Source organism: Pseudoramibacter faecis, assembly GCF_036289405.1.
GTDB lineage: Bacteria > Bacillota > Clostridia > Eubacteriales > Eubacteriaceae > Pseudoramibacter > Pseudoramibacter faecis.
Genome location: NZ_JAYFFI010000019.1, coordinates 1 through 18,657, shown reverse-complemented (window position 1 = coordinate 18,657; position 18,657 = coordinate 1). Strand labels below are relative to the sequence as shown.

Below are 18,657 nucleotides of genomic sequence, written 5' to 3'. Positions count from 1 at the left end.
GCGCGCGCCGCATCAAGTCCCTTGTTACAAACCAGCGGCGCCAGTTTTTCGCAAAAAAATCCGTCAGCCGTTCGCAGGCCAGCGCGCCCAAGGCCTCGCCCCGCTCATCTTCAAAAACGCGGCGATCTCCCGGGCCATTGCCCCGCGCTCTTTTGCTGTAAAATCAATCCCCAGCAGTCGCTGCACCATTTATTTTCTCCTCCGCTCTTTTTGCTTGCAACAAAAAACAGCCGAGTATAACTCAGCTGTTTTTGATTGCGTTTATTTCGCTTCGTTGACAATCACGGAAATTCCGTTGGGAATCACGGTGAATTTGGCGTCCTGGCCCTTGATTCCAAGCGCCTTCGCCACGGCTTCTTCAATCGTCCCGGCATACATCATCTTCATGTCCTCAATGGTCTGCCGCATTTCCGGGCGGCTGACATAAATCACCGGGTGATGAATCAAAATCCGCGCCTGAATCTGGTATTCCCATTGATCCGCTTTGGTTTCTTCCTGGGGAACCTGCAGAATTTCGTCCATCAGCGACTGCGGGGTATCACAGTTCTTCAACGCCTGATAAAAGCCTTCGCCGCCGGTACCGTCGCCGCAGTCGGCACACATGATGATCACGCCGCCTTCTTTGGCTGTGGCTTCCGCCGCTGTCATCCCCTTGACGCACTGATACATATTCTGGTCGAGAGGTGCCCCGCCATTGCTGGTGATGACGATATCCGCCGGAACCGCATCCACCTGACAATATCCCTTGAGAAAGGCGCAACCCGCTTCATGGGCTTCAAATTTATCGCCGGCAAACGCCGCGACGACCTTTTTATCTTCGTCGATCACGACATTAACGATATAAGCCAGGTTCGCCTGCTCGGCCGCGCTCTTCATGTCTTTGTGCAGGGGATTGCCTTCGAGAATCCCGGTTCTGGCATAGGGGCTGTCGATGAATTTCGAGCAGTGGTTACCCATGACTGTTACGCGGTCGCTGACACCGGGCAGCACGCTCTTGCGTCCGCCGGAAAATCCCGCGAAAAAGTGCGGTTCAATAAAGCCTTCCGCCACCAGCAGATCCGTTTCCGCCGCGACCTTGTCGATGATCAGATCCGCGCCGGAGGGCAACACACCGATTTTTACATTAGCGGCGGCATCGGCCGAATCGTGAATGACGATTTTTTCCTCGTCCACCACCTTATCGCCCAATTTGCTGCGCAGCTCCGCATCAGAAGTCAGCCGATGGAAGCCCGTCGCCACCAGCAAGGTGATGGCGATATCCGGATTCCCTTCCCGAAGCTCTTCAAGCATAAAGGGAATGATGTGCTTGCTGGGCACCGGACGGGTATGGTCCGAAATGATGATGGTGCAGGTTTTCTTGCCTGCAGCAAGTTCTTTCAGGGTTTTTCCGCCATAGGGTTTGGCCATCGCCGCTTTAACGATATCGTCCTCCGAGCCTTCAGACTTGAGTGCCCCGATATTCGATTCCAAAACGCCGGCTACCTGATCGTCAGCCAGATTTAACGTCAATTTACCGCTGCCACAGGGAATATTGAATTTCATACCTTACTCCTTTTTCTCAATCCGTTTTCTCCAAGCATGGTTAGCCAAAATTGGTCTAACCTTTTTTATTATAGACCCTTCCCTCCTTTTGTGCAAGCCCTTTTCATTATTGCTTAACTTTGCCTCAAACTTAAAACGCTTCCTGCTTCGTCTCATCAGATGTCCGCCACCCGCAAAATGCCCCCATTAAAAAAGACCGCCGAAGCGGTCAAAGAATCAAAATAAAAAATAATTAGATATCAGATAAAGGTATAGCCGGCCGCCTTGTAAAGTCGGTTGATCAGTGCCAGCGTATCGTTGCCGACGGGCACATCTTCTGCAAAAATATGGGTCGCACCGAGATCGTCGAAGGCCCGCAGGCAGTCAAAAAGATTGTGGCTCATAGCCGCCGGATCTGCCTGGCTGCCCAGAGAAAGAATCATTCCCCGGCGGTAGTGCCCCAGGGTTTCGTCCGTCGCGAGCACCGCCGGTCTATCCTGCGCCTTTAGGCCGTCGATAGCCGCGTTGATCTTGGCAGCTTTCTTCTCGTCGCTGCCCCTGGCAATCACCATTTGGCCGCGAGGCGCATAATGCCGGTATTTCATCCCCGGCGAGCGCACCTCTTCAGGAATCACCGGTCTGGTGGTATTGGGCGATACCGCCACCGGTCCGATCACCCGTTCGATATCCGCCACCGTGATGCCGCCGGGCCGCAGCACCGTCGGCGGGGTGGATGTCATATCGATCACGGTGGACTCCAGACCCACGTCCGATTCGTCCGCGATAAGCATCGCATCCACTTTCTCGAGCATATCCTCCAGCACATGCCGGCCCCGGGTGGGGCTCGGCCGGCCGGATATATTGGCCGACGGCGCTGCAATCGGCACCCCGCTGGCCGCAATCAGCTGTCTGGCATAGGGATTGCTGGGAAACCGGATGCCCACCGTCTCGAGACCGGCCGTCACCGCATCGGGAACGGCCGCCGAACGCCGCATGATCATCGTCATGGGCCCCGGCCAATAGGCCGTGGCTAATTGCCTGGCCTTCTCCGGCACTTCGGTCACCAGTTCCGGGATCTGATCCCAATTGGCGATATGCACAATCAGCGGGTTATCGTCCGGTCGGCCTTTGGCTTCAAAAATTTTAGCCACCGCCGCCGGATCGAAAGCATTTGCACCCAAGCCATAAACCGTTTCCGTCGGGAAAACCACCGTTCCCCCATCGCGGATAATCTGCCCGCAACGGGCAATGCTTTGGGCAACATCGTCCTGATTTAAATCGTATAATGCTGTTTCCATCGTTGATCCTCTGCGTTAAGATTCGGTCAAATCCACATCCCATTCGTCCAGCAGGCGCTGTTTCATCTTCCAGAGCTTCGAGGACAAATCCACATGAAACACATGGGGATTGACCATGCGCTTAAAGGCCGGCCACAGGGTCGCTTTTTCATCCACGAGATGCGCCGCAATGTCCCGAATGCTCGGCTTGTCGTAAACCAGCTTCCCCTTCACAAAAACCGGCACCAGCAATTCTTTATAATAAAAATCCCGCAGGGTCATCTTTTTCCAGGTGTGCATCGGGTGAAAAATGGTCAGCGGCTTGCTGTCGTCAATCGTTTCCTCGTCCAGATAGAGCTGATCGGCCAGAGCCATGTGATTGCTCCTGCTGTAAAAACGCACGATTTTTTTATAACCCGGATTGGTGATCTTCCAGGGATCGTTGGAAATTTTGATTTTGGGCTTGCCGTCGATCTCCGCCATTTTATAAACCCCGCCGAGGGCCGGACTGTCATAGGCCGTGATGAGTTTGGTGCCGATCCCCCAGGAATCGATTTTCGCCCCCTGCAGCTTCAAATCTTTAATCAGGTATTCGTCGAGATCCGACGAGGCGACGATGGTCGCGTCCGCAAAGCCGGCATCGTCGAGCATTTTGCGCGCTTCCGCCGTCAGATAGGCCAAGTCGCCCGAATCGACACGGATGCCGTAGTTTCCAGTGATGGCGCCGTTCGCCTTGCTCTCCCGAAAGACCTGGATCGCATTGGGCACCCCCTGCTCCAGGGTGTTATAGGTGTCCACCAGCAGCACGGCATTGCCCTGATTATAGGCGACAAATTTACGAAAAGCTTCAAGTTCCGTGTCGTAGCTGAGCACAAAGCTGTGAGACATCGTTCCCATGGCCGGCCGATCGAGCATCGCTTCTGTTTCGACCACGGAGGTACCGGCACAGCCGCCGATCACCGCGGCCCGCGCCCCGTAATACCCGGCCTCGGTGCCGTGGGCCCGGCGCAGGCCGAATTCCATGATCGGATCGCCCTTGGCCTCTTCCACAATCCGGGACGCCTTCGTTGCAATCAGCGTCTGGTGATTGATGATGGCCAGAATGGTCGTCTCCACCAGCTGCGCCTGAATCAAAGGCGCCTTGACCCGTACAATGGGCTCAAAGGGGAAGATGATCGTCCCCTCCGGCACCGCATAAATTTCCCCGGTAAAACGAAAATGGCGCATATAATCCAAATACGCCTCGGTGAATTCCGGATGATTTTTGTGCAGCAGGGCAATGTCTTCTTCGTCAAAGGCCAGCCCCTCGATATAATCGATCACCTGTTCTAAGCCCGCGGCCACAGTGTAGCCCCCCTCGAAGGGATTTTGCCGGATGAACACATCGAAAACGGCAACCTCGTTTTGCTTGTCATCATTTAAATACACGTTGCCCATACTCATCTGATACAGGTCTGTCGCCAATTGCAGCTTTCTTGGAAATTGCATCATGTCCCTCTCATCTTTTGCGCGGCACGCGACGCCGTGTGCCGCCTTGATTCAAAGCGGAGGGCTTTTTCGTTCGGCCGACTCTGCTTCATTTTTGTGACTCAATGATACCACATCCGTCGCGGCTCTGCCAAATCTTCCCGAAATAATCCCTTTCCCGCCGCCATCGCGCATCCACTAAAAAACCGCGGGCTTCCCGCGGTCAAACATCGAGAAAGGGGTCATTTATTTTTTTTTAAAGCTGCCGACCTTCAGGCCGACATCGGTTTTTCGAAGAAATTCCGTTCTCATCGTGCCCCAAGCAGATTGTTTCGTCTTGGTATTATAATGCATCACCCCGCGCACCGTCTTTTTGCCGTCCCTAGGTGTCAGTGCTTGAGGCAGCCAATAAATATCAAAGCCGTAGCGGTCGGCGTTGTAGCGGCTGCCGCGGTGCCCCGGCACAATCAGCCAGCTATAACGATGGGCCACCTTTGACGCGCTGATGCCCATGGCTTTCGCCAGGCGTTTATCCGCTTTTTCCGCTTCTTTTCCGGGAATCCCGGCCAGGAATGTATCCGTTTGATAACGGATGCCCTTCAGGCCCCGACTGTAATAATATTGCCGCAGCGAATAATTTTCTTTGGCCTTGTTTTGGTCGAGGAGCAAAGCCGCCAAGGTTTCCACTGCGATTTGATTGAGATTATCGGACGAATATTGAATTTTGTCCGAATTGACATTCTTCACGGCCGCATTGCCGTGATCCGCCGTCGCACGATGCCAGCTCCCGCGATACACCATGCCGCTGATATGGCTTGGTTTAGTAAAACCGCCTTGTATGATGATTAACGCGATCACGGCCACCATGGAAAGCACCGCGGCCGCACCCAAAATCCTGGCGCCCCTTTGGCTCAAAGCAAAAGGCTTTTTGCCTGCCTGCCGATCCCTTTGCGATTGTCGCGTCGTCCCCTGCTCGTCTTCGTGCATCTTCGTTTCTCCCATCTCGGTTGTTGGCTTATTATAGCATGAAACCCCGGCGGGCTCAATGCGGGCCGGTGACGAAACAAACGTGCCGGCTGTTCAATCGTGATCGATCGGCGTTTCAGAGGAGGGAGAGTCACCGTTCCAGTGCGCCGGTATAATCCACAATCCCGCCGATATTTGTCACCTGACGATAGCCGGCAGTCTGCATGGTCCGGGCGGCCAGACCGCTGCGCCTGCCGGTGCGGCAATATAAATAAACCGGTACGTTTTTGTCGGCCACCAACAGATCCACCGTTGCGATTTTCTGCAGTGGCCAGTTTTGACTATTTGGGATGTGCCCGGCTGCATATTCTTCCGGCGTGCGCACGTCGATAAGCATCACGCCGGGAACGGCCGACAACTGCGCGACCGCTCGATCAATGCCCGAAGGGGTTTTTGTTTTAAAAAATTGCATGGATCTCTCCTTTTTCTTTCTTCTTCTTTCTTTAAATCGCTTTTTTTCTGAGTTTTTATTTATTAGGTCACGGCCCGGGGCTTTTGGCGCATTAAAAAACCCCGGGTGCATCATTGGCACCCGAGGTGAGAGGGGATTTTATTCCGGCAAACGCCGCACAATTACATCCGGTCGTGGCAGGTCCGATTGATTACGTCTTGCTGCTGTTCGCGGGTCAGGTCGATAAATTTAACCGCGTAGCCGGAGACGCGAATCGTAAAGTTCGCATATTCTTCCTTCTCCGGATGTTCCATGGCGTCCTTCAGCTTTTCGATGCCGAACACGTTCACGTTCAAATGATGCGCGCCCTGATCGAAATAACCGTCCATGACGTGAACCAGGTTGTTCTTGCGTTCGTCTTCGCTGTGGCCCAACGCACCGGGGTTGATAGTCTGGGTGTTGGAGATGCCGTCGAGAGCGTATTCATAGGGGAGCTTGGCCACGGAGTTGAGCGAGGCAAGCAGGCCGTTTTGTTCCGCACCGTAGGACGGGTTCGCGCCGGGGGCGAAGGGTTTGTAGGCTTCGCGGCCGTCCGGCAGCGCGCCGGTCGCCTTGCCGTACACCACGTTGGAGGTGATGGTCAGAATCGAAGTGGTCGGTTCGGAGTCGCGGTAGGTATGGTGCTTTTCGATCTTCTTCATGAAGGTCTTGAGCAGCCACACGGCGATTTCGTCCGCCCGGGGATCGTCGTTGCCGTATTTCGGGAAGTCGCCTTCGGTTTTGTAATCAACCACCAGACCGGAATCGTCGCGGATGGTTCTCACCTTGGCGTATTTGATGGCCGACAGCGAATCGACCACATGGGAGAAGCCGGCAATGCCCGTGGCAAAGGTGCGGCGCACATTGGTGTCGATCAGCGCCATTTCTGCCGATTCATAATAATATTTATCGTGCATGTACTGAATCAGGTTGAGGATGTTCACATAGAGCCCGGCCAGCCAATCCATCATCAGATCGTATTTGTGCATCACGGTATCGTAGTCCAGGTATTCGCTCGTAATCGGCGCGTATTCCGGGCCGGCCTGCTCCTTGAATTTTTCATCCATGCCGCCGTTGATCGCGTAGAGCAGGCACTTGGCCAGATTGGCGCGGGCGCCGAAGAACTGCATTTCCTTCCCGGTCTGCGTGGCGGAGACGCAGCAGCAGATGCTGTAATCATCGCCCCAGATCGGCCGCATCACATCGTCGTTTTCGTACTGCACCGACGACGTGTTGACTGAAACTTTCGCCGCGTAGGCTTTGAAGCTGTGCGGCAGTCTTGAAGAATAAAGCACGGTCAGGTTCGGTTCCGGCGCCGGCCCCATATTTTCGAGGGTGTGCAGGAAGCGGTAATCGTTCTTGGTAACCATATGGCGGCCGTCCTGCCCGAGCCCAGCCACTTCGAGCGTCGCCCAAACCGGGTCGCCGGAGAACAGTTCGTTATAGGACGGGATGCGGGCGAACTTGACCATGCGGAACTTGAGCACCAGGTGATCGATGAGCTCCTGGGCTTCGCTTTCGGTGAGCACACCGGCTTTGATGTCCCGTTCGATATAAATATCTAAGAAGGTGGAGATGCGCCCGACCGACATCGCCGCGCCGTTTTGCGTCTTGATGGCCGCCAGATAGCCGAAGTAGAGCCATTGCACCGCTTCCCTTGCATCCCCCGCCGGCTTCGAAATGTCGAAGCCGTAGGTGGCCGCCATATCCTTCATGCCCTTCAGAGCGCGGATCTGTTCGGTGATTTCTTCCCGCAAACGGATCACATCGTCGGTCATCGTGCCGTCGCCGCAGTTCGCGAAATCTTCCTGTTTCTTTTCGATCAGATAATCGATGCCGTAGAGCGCGACCCGGCGGTAGTCGCCGACGATGCGGCCGCGGCCGTAGGTATCCGGCAAACCGGTAACGATATGGGTGTGACGGGCCATCTTCATTTCCGGCGTGTAGGCATCAAACACCGCCTGATTGTGGGTTTTGTGATAGTCGTTGAAAATTTTGTGGAATTTGTCGTTCACATGGTAGCCGTAGTTCTCGGCCGCTTGTTCCGCCATCTTGATGCCGCCGTAGGGCATGAAGGCGCGCTTTAACGGTTTATCTGTCTGCAGGCCGACGACCTTTTCGAGATCTTTCATCGATTCATCGATATAGCCCGGGCCATAAGCCGTCAGGCCGGAGACCACTTCGGTTTCGCATTCAAGCACACCGCCCTTGGCACGTTCTGCCTTCTGCAGTTCCTGCAGGCGGTCCCACAGCTTATCGGTGGCCTCTGTCGGACCGGCAAGAAAAGCTTCATCGCCGTCGTATTGCGTGTAGTTATTCTGGATGAAATCCCGTACGTTAACATCGTCATCCCAGTGACCACTTTTAAATCCTTGCCATTGTTCTCTCATTTTTTCCTCCATTTGCAAATCGCTGTGAATACAAATCGTTCAGAACCGGCCGCTTCTTTTTAATCTATGGATGATCATCCCCGTGGATGACATCGTCGCTTAATTTGGCGCTTCACCGCGCAGAATGCGCTCGGCCCGGGCCACATGGTCTGCCGACGGCGCTTCCACCCCTTCGAGGGGATAGCGCATGCCCAGCTCTTCCCATTTATAGGCCCCCAGATTGTGATAGGGCAACACCTCGATCTTTTCGACGCCCGTCAAAGTTTCGATAAAAGCCCGGGTGCGCCGAAGCGCTGTCACGTCATCGGTGTAGCCCGGAATGAGCACTTGGCGAATCCAGATCGGCTGGCCGATGGCCGACAGATATCGGAAGCAATCGAGGATGTTTTCGTTAGGGCAGCTCGTCAGTTTTAAATGCATCGCAGGATCGATGTGCTTGATGTCAAGCATCACCAGATCCGTCACCTGCATGAGCGCTTCAAATCGCGAGAAGAAGGGCTCTTCCCGGGTAAAAGGCTCACCGCAGGTGTCCAGGCAGGTATGAATCCCCCGGGCCTTTGCCTTGGTGAACAGCTCCAGCAGAAAATCAATCTGCAGCAGGGGCTCGCCGCCGCTGACGGTGATGCCGCCTTCGCGTCCCCAGTAAGACCGGTAACGCTCTGCCTGATCGAGCAGTTCGTCTGCCGTCATCATAATATCCGACTTCGGGTCCCAGGTGTCCGCGTTATGACAGAAGAGACAACGCATGCGACACCCTTTGAGAAAAATCACAAACCGAATACCCGGCCCGTCAACGGAGCCAAAGGTCTCGATGGAATGAATCGCACCCATTGCGCCCATGGTATTTCTCCTTTCAGCTTTTGCTTTACGTTAAAAAAATAACTGTGCCGTCAAAGATAGCGAACGCCTTAGTGCACGCGCTTCGCTTTCCCTTCGACACCGTTATCTTAACACGATCTGTCACCATGTTCTTTGATTTAAATCAAGTACTGTTATTTTTTTGTCATAGTTTTTGTCGCTGAATGAGAGCCACCTGCCAATCACCCGTCCGCATCCCCGTCATAAAGCGCTTTAAGCCCGCCATAATCCAGAATATGCAGTCGGCCCCGGCCAATCCGCTCAATCAGTCCGAGTTTTTCCAGTTCGCGCAGTTTGCGGCTCACCGTTTCCGGCCGCAGGTTCAAACTGGCGGCAATATCTTCCAGCTTGAGGGAAATCCACGCTTCCGTGCTGCGCTCCTTGCGATAAAGCAAGAACCCGGCCACCCGCGATTCAGGCTTGCGCGTGGTCAAAAGCACATTGCGGATGTTGGCGTCGTGGAGCTTGCGGCTGAGCATAACGATGACATCCATGGCCACCTCCGGCGAGGCCAGCACCGCCTGCAGTGCCTTGAGGTGAATCCCGCAGGCTTCGACCGGCGTCAGACACTCGGCCGAATACGGATAGGTGCTGTTGTCCAGAAAAAGCCCCTCCCAAATCGCCTCATAACGGTCGAAAATTCCGATGATCTGTTCCCGGCCGTCGGCTTCATATCGGCAAAGCTTCACCTGACCGCAGCGGATAATCCAAATCATATCCGCGGGATCCCCCTCCTGAAAGAGCAGCGATGCCCGCGGAACCTGCACCCGGTCCGCGCCGGCCAAAAGTTCCCGCTTCTGATCATCCGGGATACCTTGCAGCAACGGAATATCCACCGCACAAAGTTCATCACAGAAATCACATTCCTCCGGCACCAGACTTTTCTCCTTTAACATCGCGTCTCCTTTCACCTTCCCCATAATCGTGTCTCCCCGTGGTTTGATACTCCTAACTATACAATACCCGCCCGCAAAAATCAATGCTGGGCACCGGCAGTGCTATCTTAACGCGCCGTTCACGTCTGTATTTTTAAAAATTCTTACGCCATTGAACACGTAATCATGTTATAATTTTTTTTAATCCTTCATAAATATTTTCAGACATTTCATACACGAACGGTCATGAACGATGAGGAGGTTCTTATGTATTGTTCTAAATGCGGCCACTCGATAAAAGACCGAGACCAATTCTGTCCGAACTGCGGCGCGCCCAATCCCCGGGCGGAAGCCGGCGCGCAAAGCGCGATGAATCCCACGCAGGTGCAGCCGGTTTATCCCCCGCCGAAGCGGGAAAAGAGCAACCATTCTTTGGCTTTAATCATTATAGCGACCGTCGCGGCGGCAGCTATCGTCTTCGCGGCGCTGTATTTTGTGCTGAACCGTCCCAGAAGCCGCCTTTCCTCTGAGAAAACCACCAAAGTCACGGTGAATAATTACGATAGTGACGGCAACAAAACATCCGGCACCGCCTCGGACAGTCGGTCGGCCGCCAACCGAAGCAACCATCAAATCGGCAACAGCGAAATCTTCCCCACTTCGTCAAGTACCCGCCTCTCGTCCGGCGATCTCACGGGCCTGTCCGCTAAAACCCTTAACTACGCCCGCAACGAAATATATGCCCGCAACGGCCGCCTCTTTGATTCCGGCGAATTGCAAAGCTATTTCAACAACAAAAGCTGGTACAACGGCACCACCCTCCCCGGCGATTTTGACGAAGACTCTCTGTCCAGCGTCGAAAAATACAACGTGCAGCTGCTCAAATCCCGTGAAGATGCCCTCGGCGGCTATCAAGTCCATTAGGAGCGGGCAATGACCAAATCCCACGCACACCTTCTCATCGCATTGCTGGTGATCGCGGCGGCCGTTGCCCTGGCCTCCGTTGGCCTGGACCGGCATCGGAGTGCCGCACCCAAACAGGTTTCGACCGGCAAGCCGCAGAAACCGGCGCAAACCACTCCAAAAACGACACCGGCCTCAAATCCCGCCGCACCCAAAACCGGCAGGGGCAAAACCATCGTGCTCGATCCCGGACATTCGGCGGTGATGCCGGCCGGCACAGAGCCCATCGGCCCGGGATCCAGGACGATGAAGGCCAAAGATGCCAGCGGCACCCGGGGCACGACCACCGGTGTCACCGAGTACGCCTTTATGATGACATTGGCCCGCAAGCTTGTGCCGGCGCTTGAATCCCGGGGCTATAAAGTGATTTTAACCCGGAAAAACAACCAAACGCCCATCAGCTGTGCGGCCCGGGCACAGGTGGCCAACAACGCCAAGGCCGATGCTTTTGTGCGCCTCCACGCCAACGGGGTGGACAACGCCGCCGTCAGAGGCGCCATGGCCATCTGCATCACGCCCCGCAATCCCTACACGGCCGGCACCTATCAAAAATCCCGGCGCCTTTCAGAAAAATTACTGAATACCTATTGCCGGGTGACCGGGGCCGAAAACGACGGCATCACCGAGGAAGACAACATGACGGGCAACAACTGGGCCCGGGTTCCCACCACCCTCATCGAAGTTGGATATATGACCAACCCCGACGAGGACCGGCTGATGCAAACCGACGCTTATCAAGCCAAAATCGTCAGCGGCATCGCCGGCGGCCTCGATGCTTATTTTAAAAATTGAACGCATGCAAAAAGCGCCTGTTGCCCTAAAGCCGCAGGCGCTTTTTTTCTTCGGTCTAAAATCAGCGCACGTAAACCGGTGTCCCCACCGGAAAGGTCCCATATACTTTTTTAACCGCCCACAACGGCGTGTTCACACAGCCGTGGGAACCGCGCCCGATTAAATAGGCGTTGCCGCCATAGCCCTTGGCATCCTGCCAGCTCGCATCGTGAATACCGATACTATTGCGGATAAAAGGCATCCAATACCGCACATACGAGCGATAACCTGGCCCGATCAGAACCGACGGGCTTTGTTTCGCGCGAATTTTATAATTGCCGGCCGGCGTGCTCATGCCCGGCCGCCCGGTGATCACCGGCGTCGATAAAATTTCGCGTCCGTTCACATACGCCTTTAACGTCTGATGTGGCCGGTCTACACAGATACAGGTCGGAGAAACCGGTATCCATCCAAAGGCCTTTGACGATTTCGGCACCATTTTAACGTAGGGACGCGCCGTGCTTCCCGGCGCGCGGCTCCCCTTCCTGACCAGTCGGACTTCAAAGGCTTCCATGCGCAAACCGCCGCCGCTGGTGCCAGCCTCCTGGCCATTTTTAGCCCAACCGAGCCAGCCGACATTTTGAGCATGCACCCGATAATAAACATCAAATAAAGCCGCTGCTGTGCCACTCAGTTTTATTTGGAGCGCTTCTCCCCTCAGGCTGCGGCCTGTGGTGCCTGCCATTTGCCCGTCGCTTTTCCAACCCTGCCAGCCAATTTTTTGCACATGCATTCGGTAATGAACCGACGAGGCCCGAACCAACCCGGAAAGATTCAGATCAATCGCTTCCACCGCACGTTTCTGGCCCGTCGTTCCCGCCATTCGACCATTCGCAATGCGGCTTTGCCAGCCAATGCCGGACACATGGGCTCGGTAGTTCACCTGGGTACCTGCCGCCACCTGGGCGGCGCCCACCGACGGCATGGCCGTCGCGCCGGGAGCTCCCTGGCTTTTCTCCCGAAGCGTCACTTGAATAGCCTCCATTGGATAAACCAAACCCGTCGTGCCGGCCGTCTGCCGTTAGCCGTCCAATCCAGCCAGCCATAATAAGCCACGTGCGCGCGGTAATACAAATTGTAGCGCGCTGCCATCGGGCCCGTTAATTTTGCCTGCAATGCTTCCAGCCGCAGGCCCCTGCCAACGGTGCCAGCCGTCTGTCCGTCGCTTTTCCATGCCTGCCAGCCGCTGTTCTGCACATGGCCCCGATAGGTTATTTTTATCCCCGGCGGCAGATTCGCCGCCTGCGCGTTCATACGCACCGCTTCCAGGCGCAAACTGCGGCCTTCCGTCCCGGCCGTTGCCCCGTCTTGAACCGCATTTTGCCAGCCGGCCTGCTGCACATGCGCCGCATAACGCACAAAGCCGTTATTTAATTTTGAAGCATCCACATAAGGACGAACGGTGCTTCCCACAAAATGACTGTCGGCCGCAAGCATTTTGATCTGAATGGCTTCAACGCGCAAATCAAAACCTGTCGTTCCGGCGTTCTCACCATCGCAGGCCCAATCCAACCAACCATAATTTTGCACATGCACGCGATAATAAAGATGGAAACGGAAGGCCTCCGTTCCCGTCAATTTCATGCGAACCGCTTGAACGGCCAGCTTCTGCCCGACGGTGCCGGCCATACCATTGGTATCGGCGGAAGAAACCGGCGCCAGCCATCCCCGCTGCGCCACATGGGCTTCATACTGAATTCCCAATTGAGCCGGATTCAACTTGTTCGAATCTTGTTGGATGCGCAGGGCCTCAATCGCAAGGCCCTTCCCCGACGTTCCCGCGAAAACATCACCTTGATCCTGTTTCGCAAATGGAATCGGATTCTGCCAACCTTGCTGAGACACGTGTGCCTGATATTGCAGCCCCGTCTGCACATCAGCCAGCGATAATGCTTCCGGCGCGTTATCCTTTGACACAAGATCTGCCGCAAAAACCATTCCCGCGCCGAACGACAGAACAACCACCATCATCAAAAGCATCAATATTCCCCGAGCTGTTTTTTCCCGTGTCATCACCTTTCTCCTTTTCTTAATACAAACTGAATGATAAAGCTAATTATATCATGATTTTTTCTAAATCATCTATCGTTTTATTTATTTTTATAAATAATTTTTTCGTCTTTTACAGGCAATTAAAAATGCTGCTTTCCATTCATGCAAAAGCAGCATTTTCCTTTCCAGATTATAATCTTTTGTCCATTCTAAAATCGATAGGCAGCACGCGATCAAACCCATTTATTTATAAAATTCTCTCCTGACATCATTCGCATGATTGATCTGTCTGTTACTGTTTTATCTATCATCCTTTCGGCAATTTTCATTGTGCCCGTCGGCACCATCTGATTGGGCGACTCCCCGACAAAAAACCATTATCGCTGCAATCATCCGAATTCACGTTGCTCCCTTGGATTTCCGATTCCATAAGCCCTCCTTTCCGTTTTTAGACGCTTGACTTGACAATTCAAGGTAAAGAAAAACAGTAACCCCTTTTTTTGATTTACTGTTACTGTGTTAGTCTTTACCGAGTTATTGGTTATACGAAACGGGGATTTGTTAATGCACGTTCTTTTCAGATGGCTTATTAAGTAGTTTTATCCACTTCTTTTGTCTATGCGAGTAAAATGCTTTTGCCCACAAATATACAAATGGTGTTTTCCATCCTGCCCCAATTTCTACCTCGTCGGTATATTCGGTTTTGCCTTCAGCAGTTCCCTTGAGAACAATTCGATGATTCCATACGGGGCAAAATGGATTGCTCTCATTTGTATAAATGTTGTCTGGATTGAATTCCTTGACATTGATAACATGAACACCGAGCGTAATGAAGCCAAACATCTTAAAATCGAAAGAGAAACTTCTGCCAACTTCCCAAACCGATTCGGTTTGTCCTTCGGGGCTTTTGAATGTTGCGTAGGCTTGGCAATATATGCAAGTGTATCAAATCTTTGCAGTAGTGCAAAAACATTGCTTTGCTTCGCCGGAAAAACGGAAGTCTTTTTGACAATCATTTTCATTTATCGTTCCTCGTTTCCGAAGCAGGTAATCGCCTCGACAGATTCTGATTTTTCTGTTTATATTAATAAATATTATAACTATTTTTAAGCCATTTTTTCTATATCGGCTTTCTGTGGCACTTGACAGTTCCCTATAAAGTTAAAGTACACATCCACTTGTTGTTTTCTGTCTTTTCCTTTTCTTCCCCCTGTGGCTTCATGGACTACAACTTTTTCTATATACTCATTGTTCATTGGTACTGTCAAGTTCCTCAATGTCTGTATATTTCTCTATCATTTTCAGGAATTTATCGGTATCAACTTTTCTCTGATGATGGTTTTCTATTTCTTGTTCAAAATGTAGATACTTTAGTTTCTTCTACTGCTTTTATCATCTTTTGAAATCCCTCTCTGTCAAAGGTTGTTCCGCTTACGCCATCATCGGTATAGTGATAGATATTTACAAAGCCGTTTCTTTTGGCTTCAAGTAGCTGCTTTTGGTTGGTGATGGAATTGCTCTCTCCCTGCATTTCATCATCACGACTTAAACGCTCATAAAGGGCTGTTTGTCCTGTCCTTTTCATATTTGACATGAGAATTACCTCCTTTCCAAGTTTTTATTATTTTCTCTGTCCCTAAGAGGTTAATCCTTTCCGGACGATAAACAAAAAAAGGCTGTAAGTTGATGCTCACAGTCCTCTTTGTTTGCCCTTCCCATCGGAAGACGTTCTATAATTTAATTCAATTCATTTTTCAATTCTGGTCACGCCGCCCATATAATGCACCAGCGCATCCGGAATGGTGATGCTGCCGGCGGCGTTCTGGTAATTTTCCAGCACAGCGGCAAAGGTGCGGCCGACCGCCAGGCCGGAGCCATTGAGGGTGTGCACATATTGGGTGTGCTTTGTCACCGGGTCGCGGTAGCGGATATTGGCGCGGCGCGCCTGATAATCTTCAAAGTTGGAGCAGGACGAAATTTCCACATAACGGCCGTAGCTCGGCATCCACACTTCAATATCGTAGGTCTTAGCCGAGGAGAAACCCAAATCGCCGGTGCAAAGTTCCACCACGCGGTAGGGAATCGCAAGCTGCTGCAGAATCGCTTCGGCGTCATTCGTCAGCTTTTCGAGTTCATCATAAGAATCCGCCGGCCGGACAAACTTCACCATTTCCACCTTGTCAAACTGATGATTGCGGATCAGGCCGCGGGTATCCCGCCCGGCAGAGCCGGCTTCCTCGCGAAAGCAAGGGGTGTAGGCCGTGTAATAAATCGGCATCGCCTCGTCGGGAATGATTTCGTCGCGGTGGATATTGGTCACCGGCACTTCCGCCGTCGGCACCAGGAAAAAGTCTTCCCGTTCGAGGTGGAAAGCATCTTCTTCAAATTTGGGCAGCTGGCCCGTGCCCGTCATCGAGACGCGGTTCACCATAAACGGCGGCGCGATTTCGGTATAATCCTGCTCGACGGTATGCACGTGGAGCATGAAATTCGTCAGCGCGCGTTCGAGCTTGGCGCCCGGCCCCTTGAACATCGAAAAGCGCGCGCCGGTGAGCTTGTGCGCCCGGTCAAAGTCGAGAATATCCAGTTCCGTCCCCAGGTCCCAATGGGCCTTGGGTTCAAAATCGAAGGCGGTCGGTTCGCCCCATTTGCGGATCTCGACATTTTCACTGTCGTCCAGGCCGCGGGCCACCTCCGGATTGGGGATATTCGGCAAATTGAGCAGTTCGCCGCGAATGGCTTCGTTGATGCCCGCCAGCGCCTCATCGTCGGCCCTGATTTTTTCGGAGACGGCCTTCATTTCGGCAAAGAGCGGGGCGAGGTCCTCCCCGGCCAGCTTGCGTTTGGGAATTTCCTTGGATGTCGCATTTTTCTCCGCCTTGAGGACTTCCACCCGGCCGATGATTTCCCGGCGCTGATTGTCCAGTTCGAGCACCTTGTCCACCGAATATTCGCCGCCGCGGCTGCTCAGCGCCGCCGCCACGGCTTCCGGATTCTGACGAATGCGTTTAATGTCGAGCATTGATTTTCTCCTTCAATTTTTATTGCCGCGCTTTTTCGACGCGGCTTTTGTTTCATTATCAATGGATTTATGATACCACAACGGCGCGCCCTTTGGCAATTTTCTCCCGCATTAAAAAGAAGCCTGCATCGCAGGCTCCTATCGCAGGCTCCTTTTATTTTAAATTTATCGATTAATGTTGCTGTTTTCTTGCCCGCAGCCCTAAATACAGGCAGGCGCCCATCGTCACCAACAACGCCGCATAAAGCCGAGGCTCGGCGGTGTCGCCGGTTTTCGCGGCGCCGGTGCGCTTAGCCGCCGCTTTGTTCACGCTTGCTTTCGGAGTCCCTTTCGTTTTGTCATCGGTTTTGTGATTATCCGGTTTAACCGCCTGCGTTTCGCCATAGGTCAAGGCCCAATCCGGGTAACCACTCGACGTAATGATCATCTTCACCCCTTTGGGAGCCATTACGCCGGCTTTGCTCAGATCGATCCGGCCGTCTTTGCCGATAATGGGCACGGCGTTCCGCCCCGTCGCCGGATAATCTTTTCCGTTTACACGGACCTTGGTAATGTTAGCGATGTAATTGCTGAAGTCGCTGTCGGTGGCATCATTCTTCTTCACGATCGCTTCGCCCCCAGTGTATTGGGCCGGCCGCATCTCGGTGGTGATCATAAAGGTCGTGGTAACCGGTGCATACGTGCCGCTCGTATCCGTCGCGGTCAATGTCCTGGTTCCCGGCTTGAGTCCCGCGACGGGCAGCTTCCCGCCTTCGGGATTCACGCTGACACCATCAATGGCATAAGCCGGTTTAAAACCACCCGGCAAATCAGCCTTCAGGGCCGTCGTGGCGTCTTTAACGGTCGCGTTATCCGCTTTGAGCGTCGCATCCTTCGCGATAATCGGCACCTTGATATCGTTGATGTCGACGTTAAAGTTGCCGTCCGAAGTGTAATAGGTCAGGGATGTAATGGTCTTTCCCGACAAGGCCACGTCGTCCGCATTCCAGCCGATTTCAATTCCCCGCCAGATATTGGCCAGATGGCGCATGGCAAATTGGCCGCCGTCCGCAGTCTTCACAATCACGCCGTAAACCTTGGTGTTATTGTCCTTCACAAATGCACTGCTGTCCTTGAAGGTCATCTCATAATCAGCGTGATGACCGCCCGGCGTCAGTTTTGCTTCGGCTGTCACCGTCTTAACGGCCGCCGTGGTTTTGCCAAAGGTGAGCTGTCCGCCCTTAACCGTGGCTTCTTTATAAAACGCCGGTTTTTCGCTGAGCGCATAGTACGAATAATTCGGATTTTCGAACAGCTGTCCGCCATTCCTATAGGTGGTCGTCACCTTCTGCCCGCGAAGCGTTAGCGTGATGCTCAAAGGTGCGGTCGAATCGGTCACAACCGCGCCGCCTTTGGCTTTCAATGCCGCGAGTGCTTCTGCACCGCTGATCTTCACCGGATAGGTCACCCCGTTGATGGCGGCGCCGGATGCATCGGCATGATAGGATCCGCCGACCAAACTGCCGGCCCGAGGTTTGACTTTTGTCGCCGAAGTCACGGTATCCACCCCGCTGATGCCCTCGCCTTCGTAAAATGCACTGTAAGGGATATTCACCAAAAAATATTGATCGGATCCTTCGGCGCGCGCCGTCGGCAGCAGCACCGCCAACAGCATGGCCAGACAGCAGGCCATCACAAACCATTTACAGCGCCAACTGATTTTCGTTTGCATTTCTCTCTCCTTTCAGAAAACTTTCAAAAAAACATATTCAAAGCTGCCTTCTCGAGACGCTTCACCCGATTTTCTGCCGATGATCGGCACAAAGTCAGCTCCTCTTAAAAGCATCTTTATCTCATTATATTTGTAAGGGTAGACTAAGTCAATCTTTTTTGTAAGCTTATGCAAACTTTCTAAAGCCTTTGTTTGTCTGCCGTCATTCGCAAACGTGCAGGGCATGATTTCGCTGTCCTCTCTCCTAAATCGCAGGCACTAAAAAAGACCCGCCGGTCGGTGGGTCCTTGACGG

At 53.3% G+C, this 18,657-nt stretch carries 18 protein-coding genes and 1 pseudogene; 2 read left to right on the top strand and 17 right to left on the bottom strand.

What is annotated here, in order from left to right:
* Nucleotides 1-63 precede the first annotated feature (63 nt).
* From V3C63_RS10180 to V3C63_RS10140, 9 genes are all read right to left on the bottom strand, one after another.
* Nucleotides 64-189 carry a hypothetical protein gene (locus tag V3C63_RS10180; RefSeq protein WP_329887706.1) on the bottom strand — a complete coding sequence of 42 codons (126 nt, stop codon included), beginning with the start codon at nt 187-189 and terminating at the stop codon, nt 64-66.
* A gap of 72 nt (nt 190-261) precedes the next feature.
* On the bottom strand, nt 262-1,542 hold the full coding sequence (gene larA, locus V3C63_RS10175) for a nickel-dependent lactate racemase (RefSeq protein ID WP_329887704.1): 1,281 nt from the start codon (nt 1,540-1,542) through the stop codon (nt 262-264).
* Between the two features lie 239 nt (nt 1,543-1,781).
* Nucleotides 1,782-2,819, bottom strand: a complete 1,038-nt coding sequence (locus V3C63_RS10170) for an L-threonylcarbamoyladenylate synthase (RefSeq protein ID WP_329887702.1) — start codon at nt 2,817-2,819, stop codon at nt 1,782-1,784.
* Nucleotides 2,820-2,834: 15 nt separating this feature from the next.
* Nucleotides 2,835-4,286 (bottom strand): nicotinate phosphoribosyltransferase, encoded by a 1,452-nt coding sequence (locus V3C63_RS10165; RefSeq protein ID WP_329887734.1) that lies wholly within the window; start codon nt 4,284-4,286, stop codon nt 2,835-2,837.
* Between the two features lie 225 nt (nt 4,287-4,511).
* Nucleotides 4,512-5,252, bottom strand: a complete 741-nt coding sequence (locus V3C63_RS10160; protein WP_329887700.1) for a hypothetical protein — start codon at nt 5,250-5,252, stop codon at nt 4,512-4,514.
* A gap of 130 nt (nt 5,253-5,382) precedes the next feature.
* Nucleotides 5,383-5,703 carry a rhodanese-like domain-containing protein gene (locus V3C63_RS10155; RefSeq protein ID WP_329887699.1) on the bottom strand — a complete coding sequence of 107 codons (321 nt, stop codon included), beginning with the start codon at nt 5,701-5,703 and terminating at the stop codon, nt 5,383-5,385.
* Between the two features lie 161 nt (nt 5,704-5,864).
* Nucleotides 5,865-8,111, bottom strand: a complete 2,247-nt coding sequence (gene pflB / locus V3C63_RS10150) for a formate C-acetyltransferase (RefSeq protein WP_329887697.1) — start codon at nt 8,109-8,111, stop codon at nt 5,865-5,867.
* Between the two features lie 99 nt (nt 8,112-8,210).
* Nucleotides 8,211-8,951 (bottom strand): pyruvate formate-lyase-activating protein, encoded by a 741-nt coding sequence (gene pflA, locus V3C63_RS10145; protein ID WP_329887696.1) that lies wholly within the window; start codon nt 8,949-8,951, stop codon nt 8,211-8,213.
* Between the two features lie 200 nt (nt 8,952-9,151).
* The gene (locus tag V3C63_RS10140) at nt 9,152-9,889 is read right to left on the bottom strand and encodes a Crp/Fnr family transcriptional regulator (protein WP_329887694.1); all 738 of its coding nucleotides are present in this window, start codon (nt 9,887-9,889) and stop codon (nt 9,152-9,154) included.
* 222 nt (nt 9,890-10,111) lie between these two features.
* On the opposite strand from V3C63_RS10140, the gene V3C63_RS10135 reads away from it, so the two are divergent.
* Both V3C63_RS10135 and V3C63_RS10130 read left to right on the top strand, forming a co-directional pair.
* On the top strand, nt 10,112-10,768 hold the full coding sequence (locus V3C63_RS10135) for a YARHG domain-containing protein (protein WP_329887692.1): 657 nt from the start codon (nt 10,112-10,114) through the stop codon (nt 10,766-10,768).
* Nucleotides 10,769-10,777: 9 nt separating this feature from the next.
* The gene (locus V3C63_RS10130) at nt 10,778-11,599 is read left to right on the top strand and encodes an N-acetylmuramoyl-L-alanine amidase family protein (protein ID WP_329887691.1); all 822 of its coding nucleotides are present in this window, start codon (nt 10,778-10,780) and stop codon (nt 11,597-11,599) included.
* Between the two features lie 61 nt (nt 11,600-11,660).
* Here V3C63_RS10130 and V3C63_RS10125 read toward each other — a convergent pair whose 3' ends face one another.
* From V3C63_RS10125 to V3C63_RS10095, 8 genes and pseudogenes are all read right to left on the bottom strand, one after another.
* Entirely contained in the window at nt 11,661-12,623 is a 963-nt protein-coding gene (locus tag V3C63_RS10125; RefSeq protein WP_329887689.1) for a L,D-transpeptidase family protein, read from the bottom strand.
* A complete protein-coding gene (locus V3C63_RS10120) occupies nt 12,605-13,651 on the bottom strand; it encodes a chromophore lyase (RefSeq protein ID WP_329887688.1) in 1,047 nt (348 codons plus the stop codon). The genes V3C63_RS10125 and V3C63_RS10120 overlap by 19 nt, the downstream gene beginning before the upstream one ends.
* Nucleotides 13,652-14,310: 659 nt before the next feature.
* A complete protein-coding gene (locus V3C63_RS10115; protein ID WP_329887686.1) occupies nt 14,311-14,652 on the bottom strand; it encodes a hypothetical protein in 342 nt (113 codons plus the stop codon).
* Between the two features lie 84 nt (nt 14,653-14,736).
* Nucleotides 14,737-14,898: a DUF4368 domain-containing protein gene (locus V3C63_RS10110; protein WP_483434131.1), complete on the bottom strand. Its 162-nt coding sequence runs from the start codon at nt 14,896-14,898 to the stop codon at nt 14,737-14,739.
* Nucleotides 14,876-14,977 carry a DUF4368 domain-containing protein gene (locus V3C63_RS11860; protein WP_425355383.1) on the bottom strand — a complete coding sequence of 34 codons (102 nt, stop codon included), beginning with the start codon at nt 14,975-14,977 and terminating at the stop codon, nt 14,876-14,878. Before V3C63_RS11860 ends, V3C63_RS10110 begins: the two co-directional genes overlap by 23 nt.
* Before the next feature lie 19 nt (nt 14,978-14,996).
* Nucleotides 14,997-15,215 (bottom strand): annotated as a pseudogene (locus V3C63_RS10105) (recombinase family protein); the annotation flags it as partial.
* A gap of 162 nt (nt 15,216-15,377) precedes the next feature.
* On the bottom strand, nt 15,378-16,652 hold the full coding sequence (gene serS / locus V3C63_RS10100; RefSeq protein ID WP_329887684.1) for a serine--tRNA ligase: 1,275 nt from the start codon (nt 16,650-16,652) through the stop codon (nt 15,378-15,380).
* A gap of 172 nt (nt 16,653-16,824) precedes the next feature.
* Entirely contained in the window at nt 16,825-18,363 is a 1,539-nt protein-coding gene (locus tag V3C63_RS10095; protein ID WP_329887682.1) for a hypothetical protein, read from the bottom strand.
* Nucleotides 18,364-18,657 lie beyond the last annotated feature (294 nt).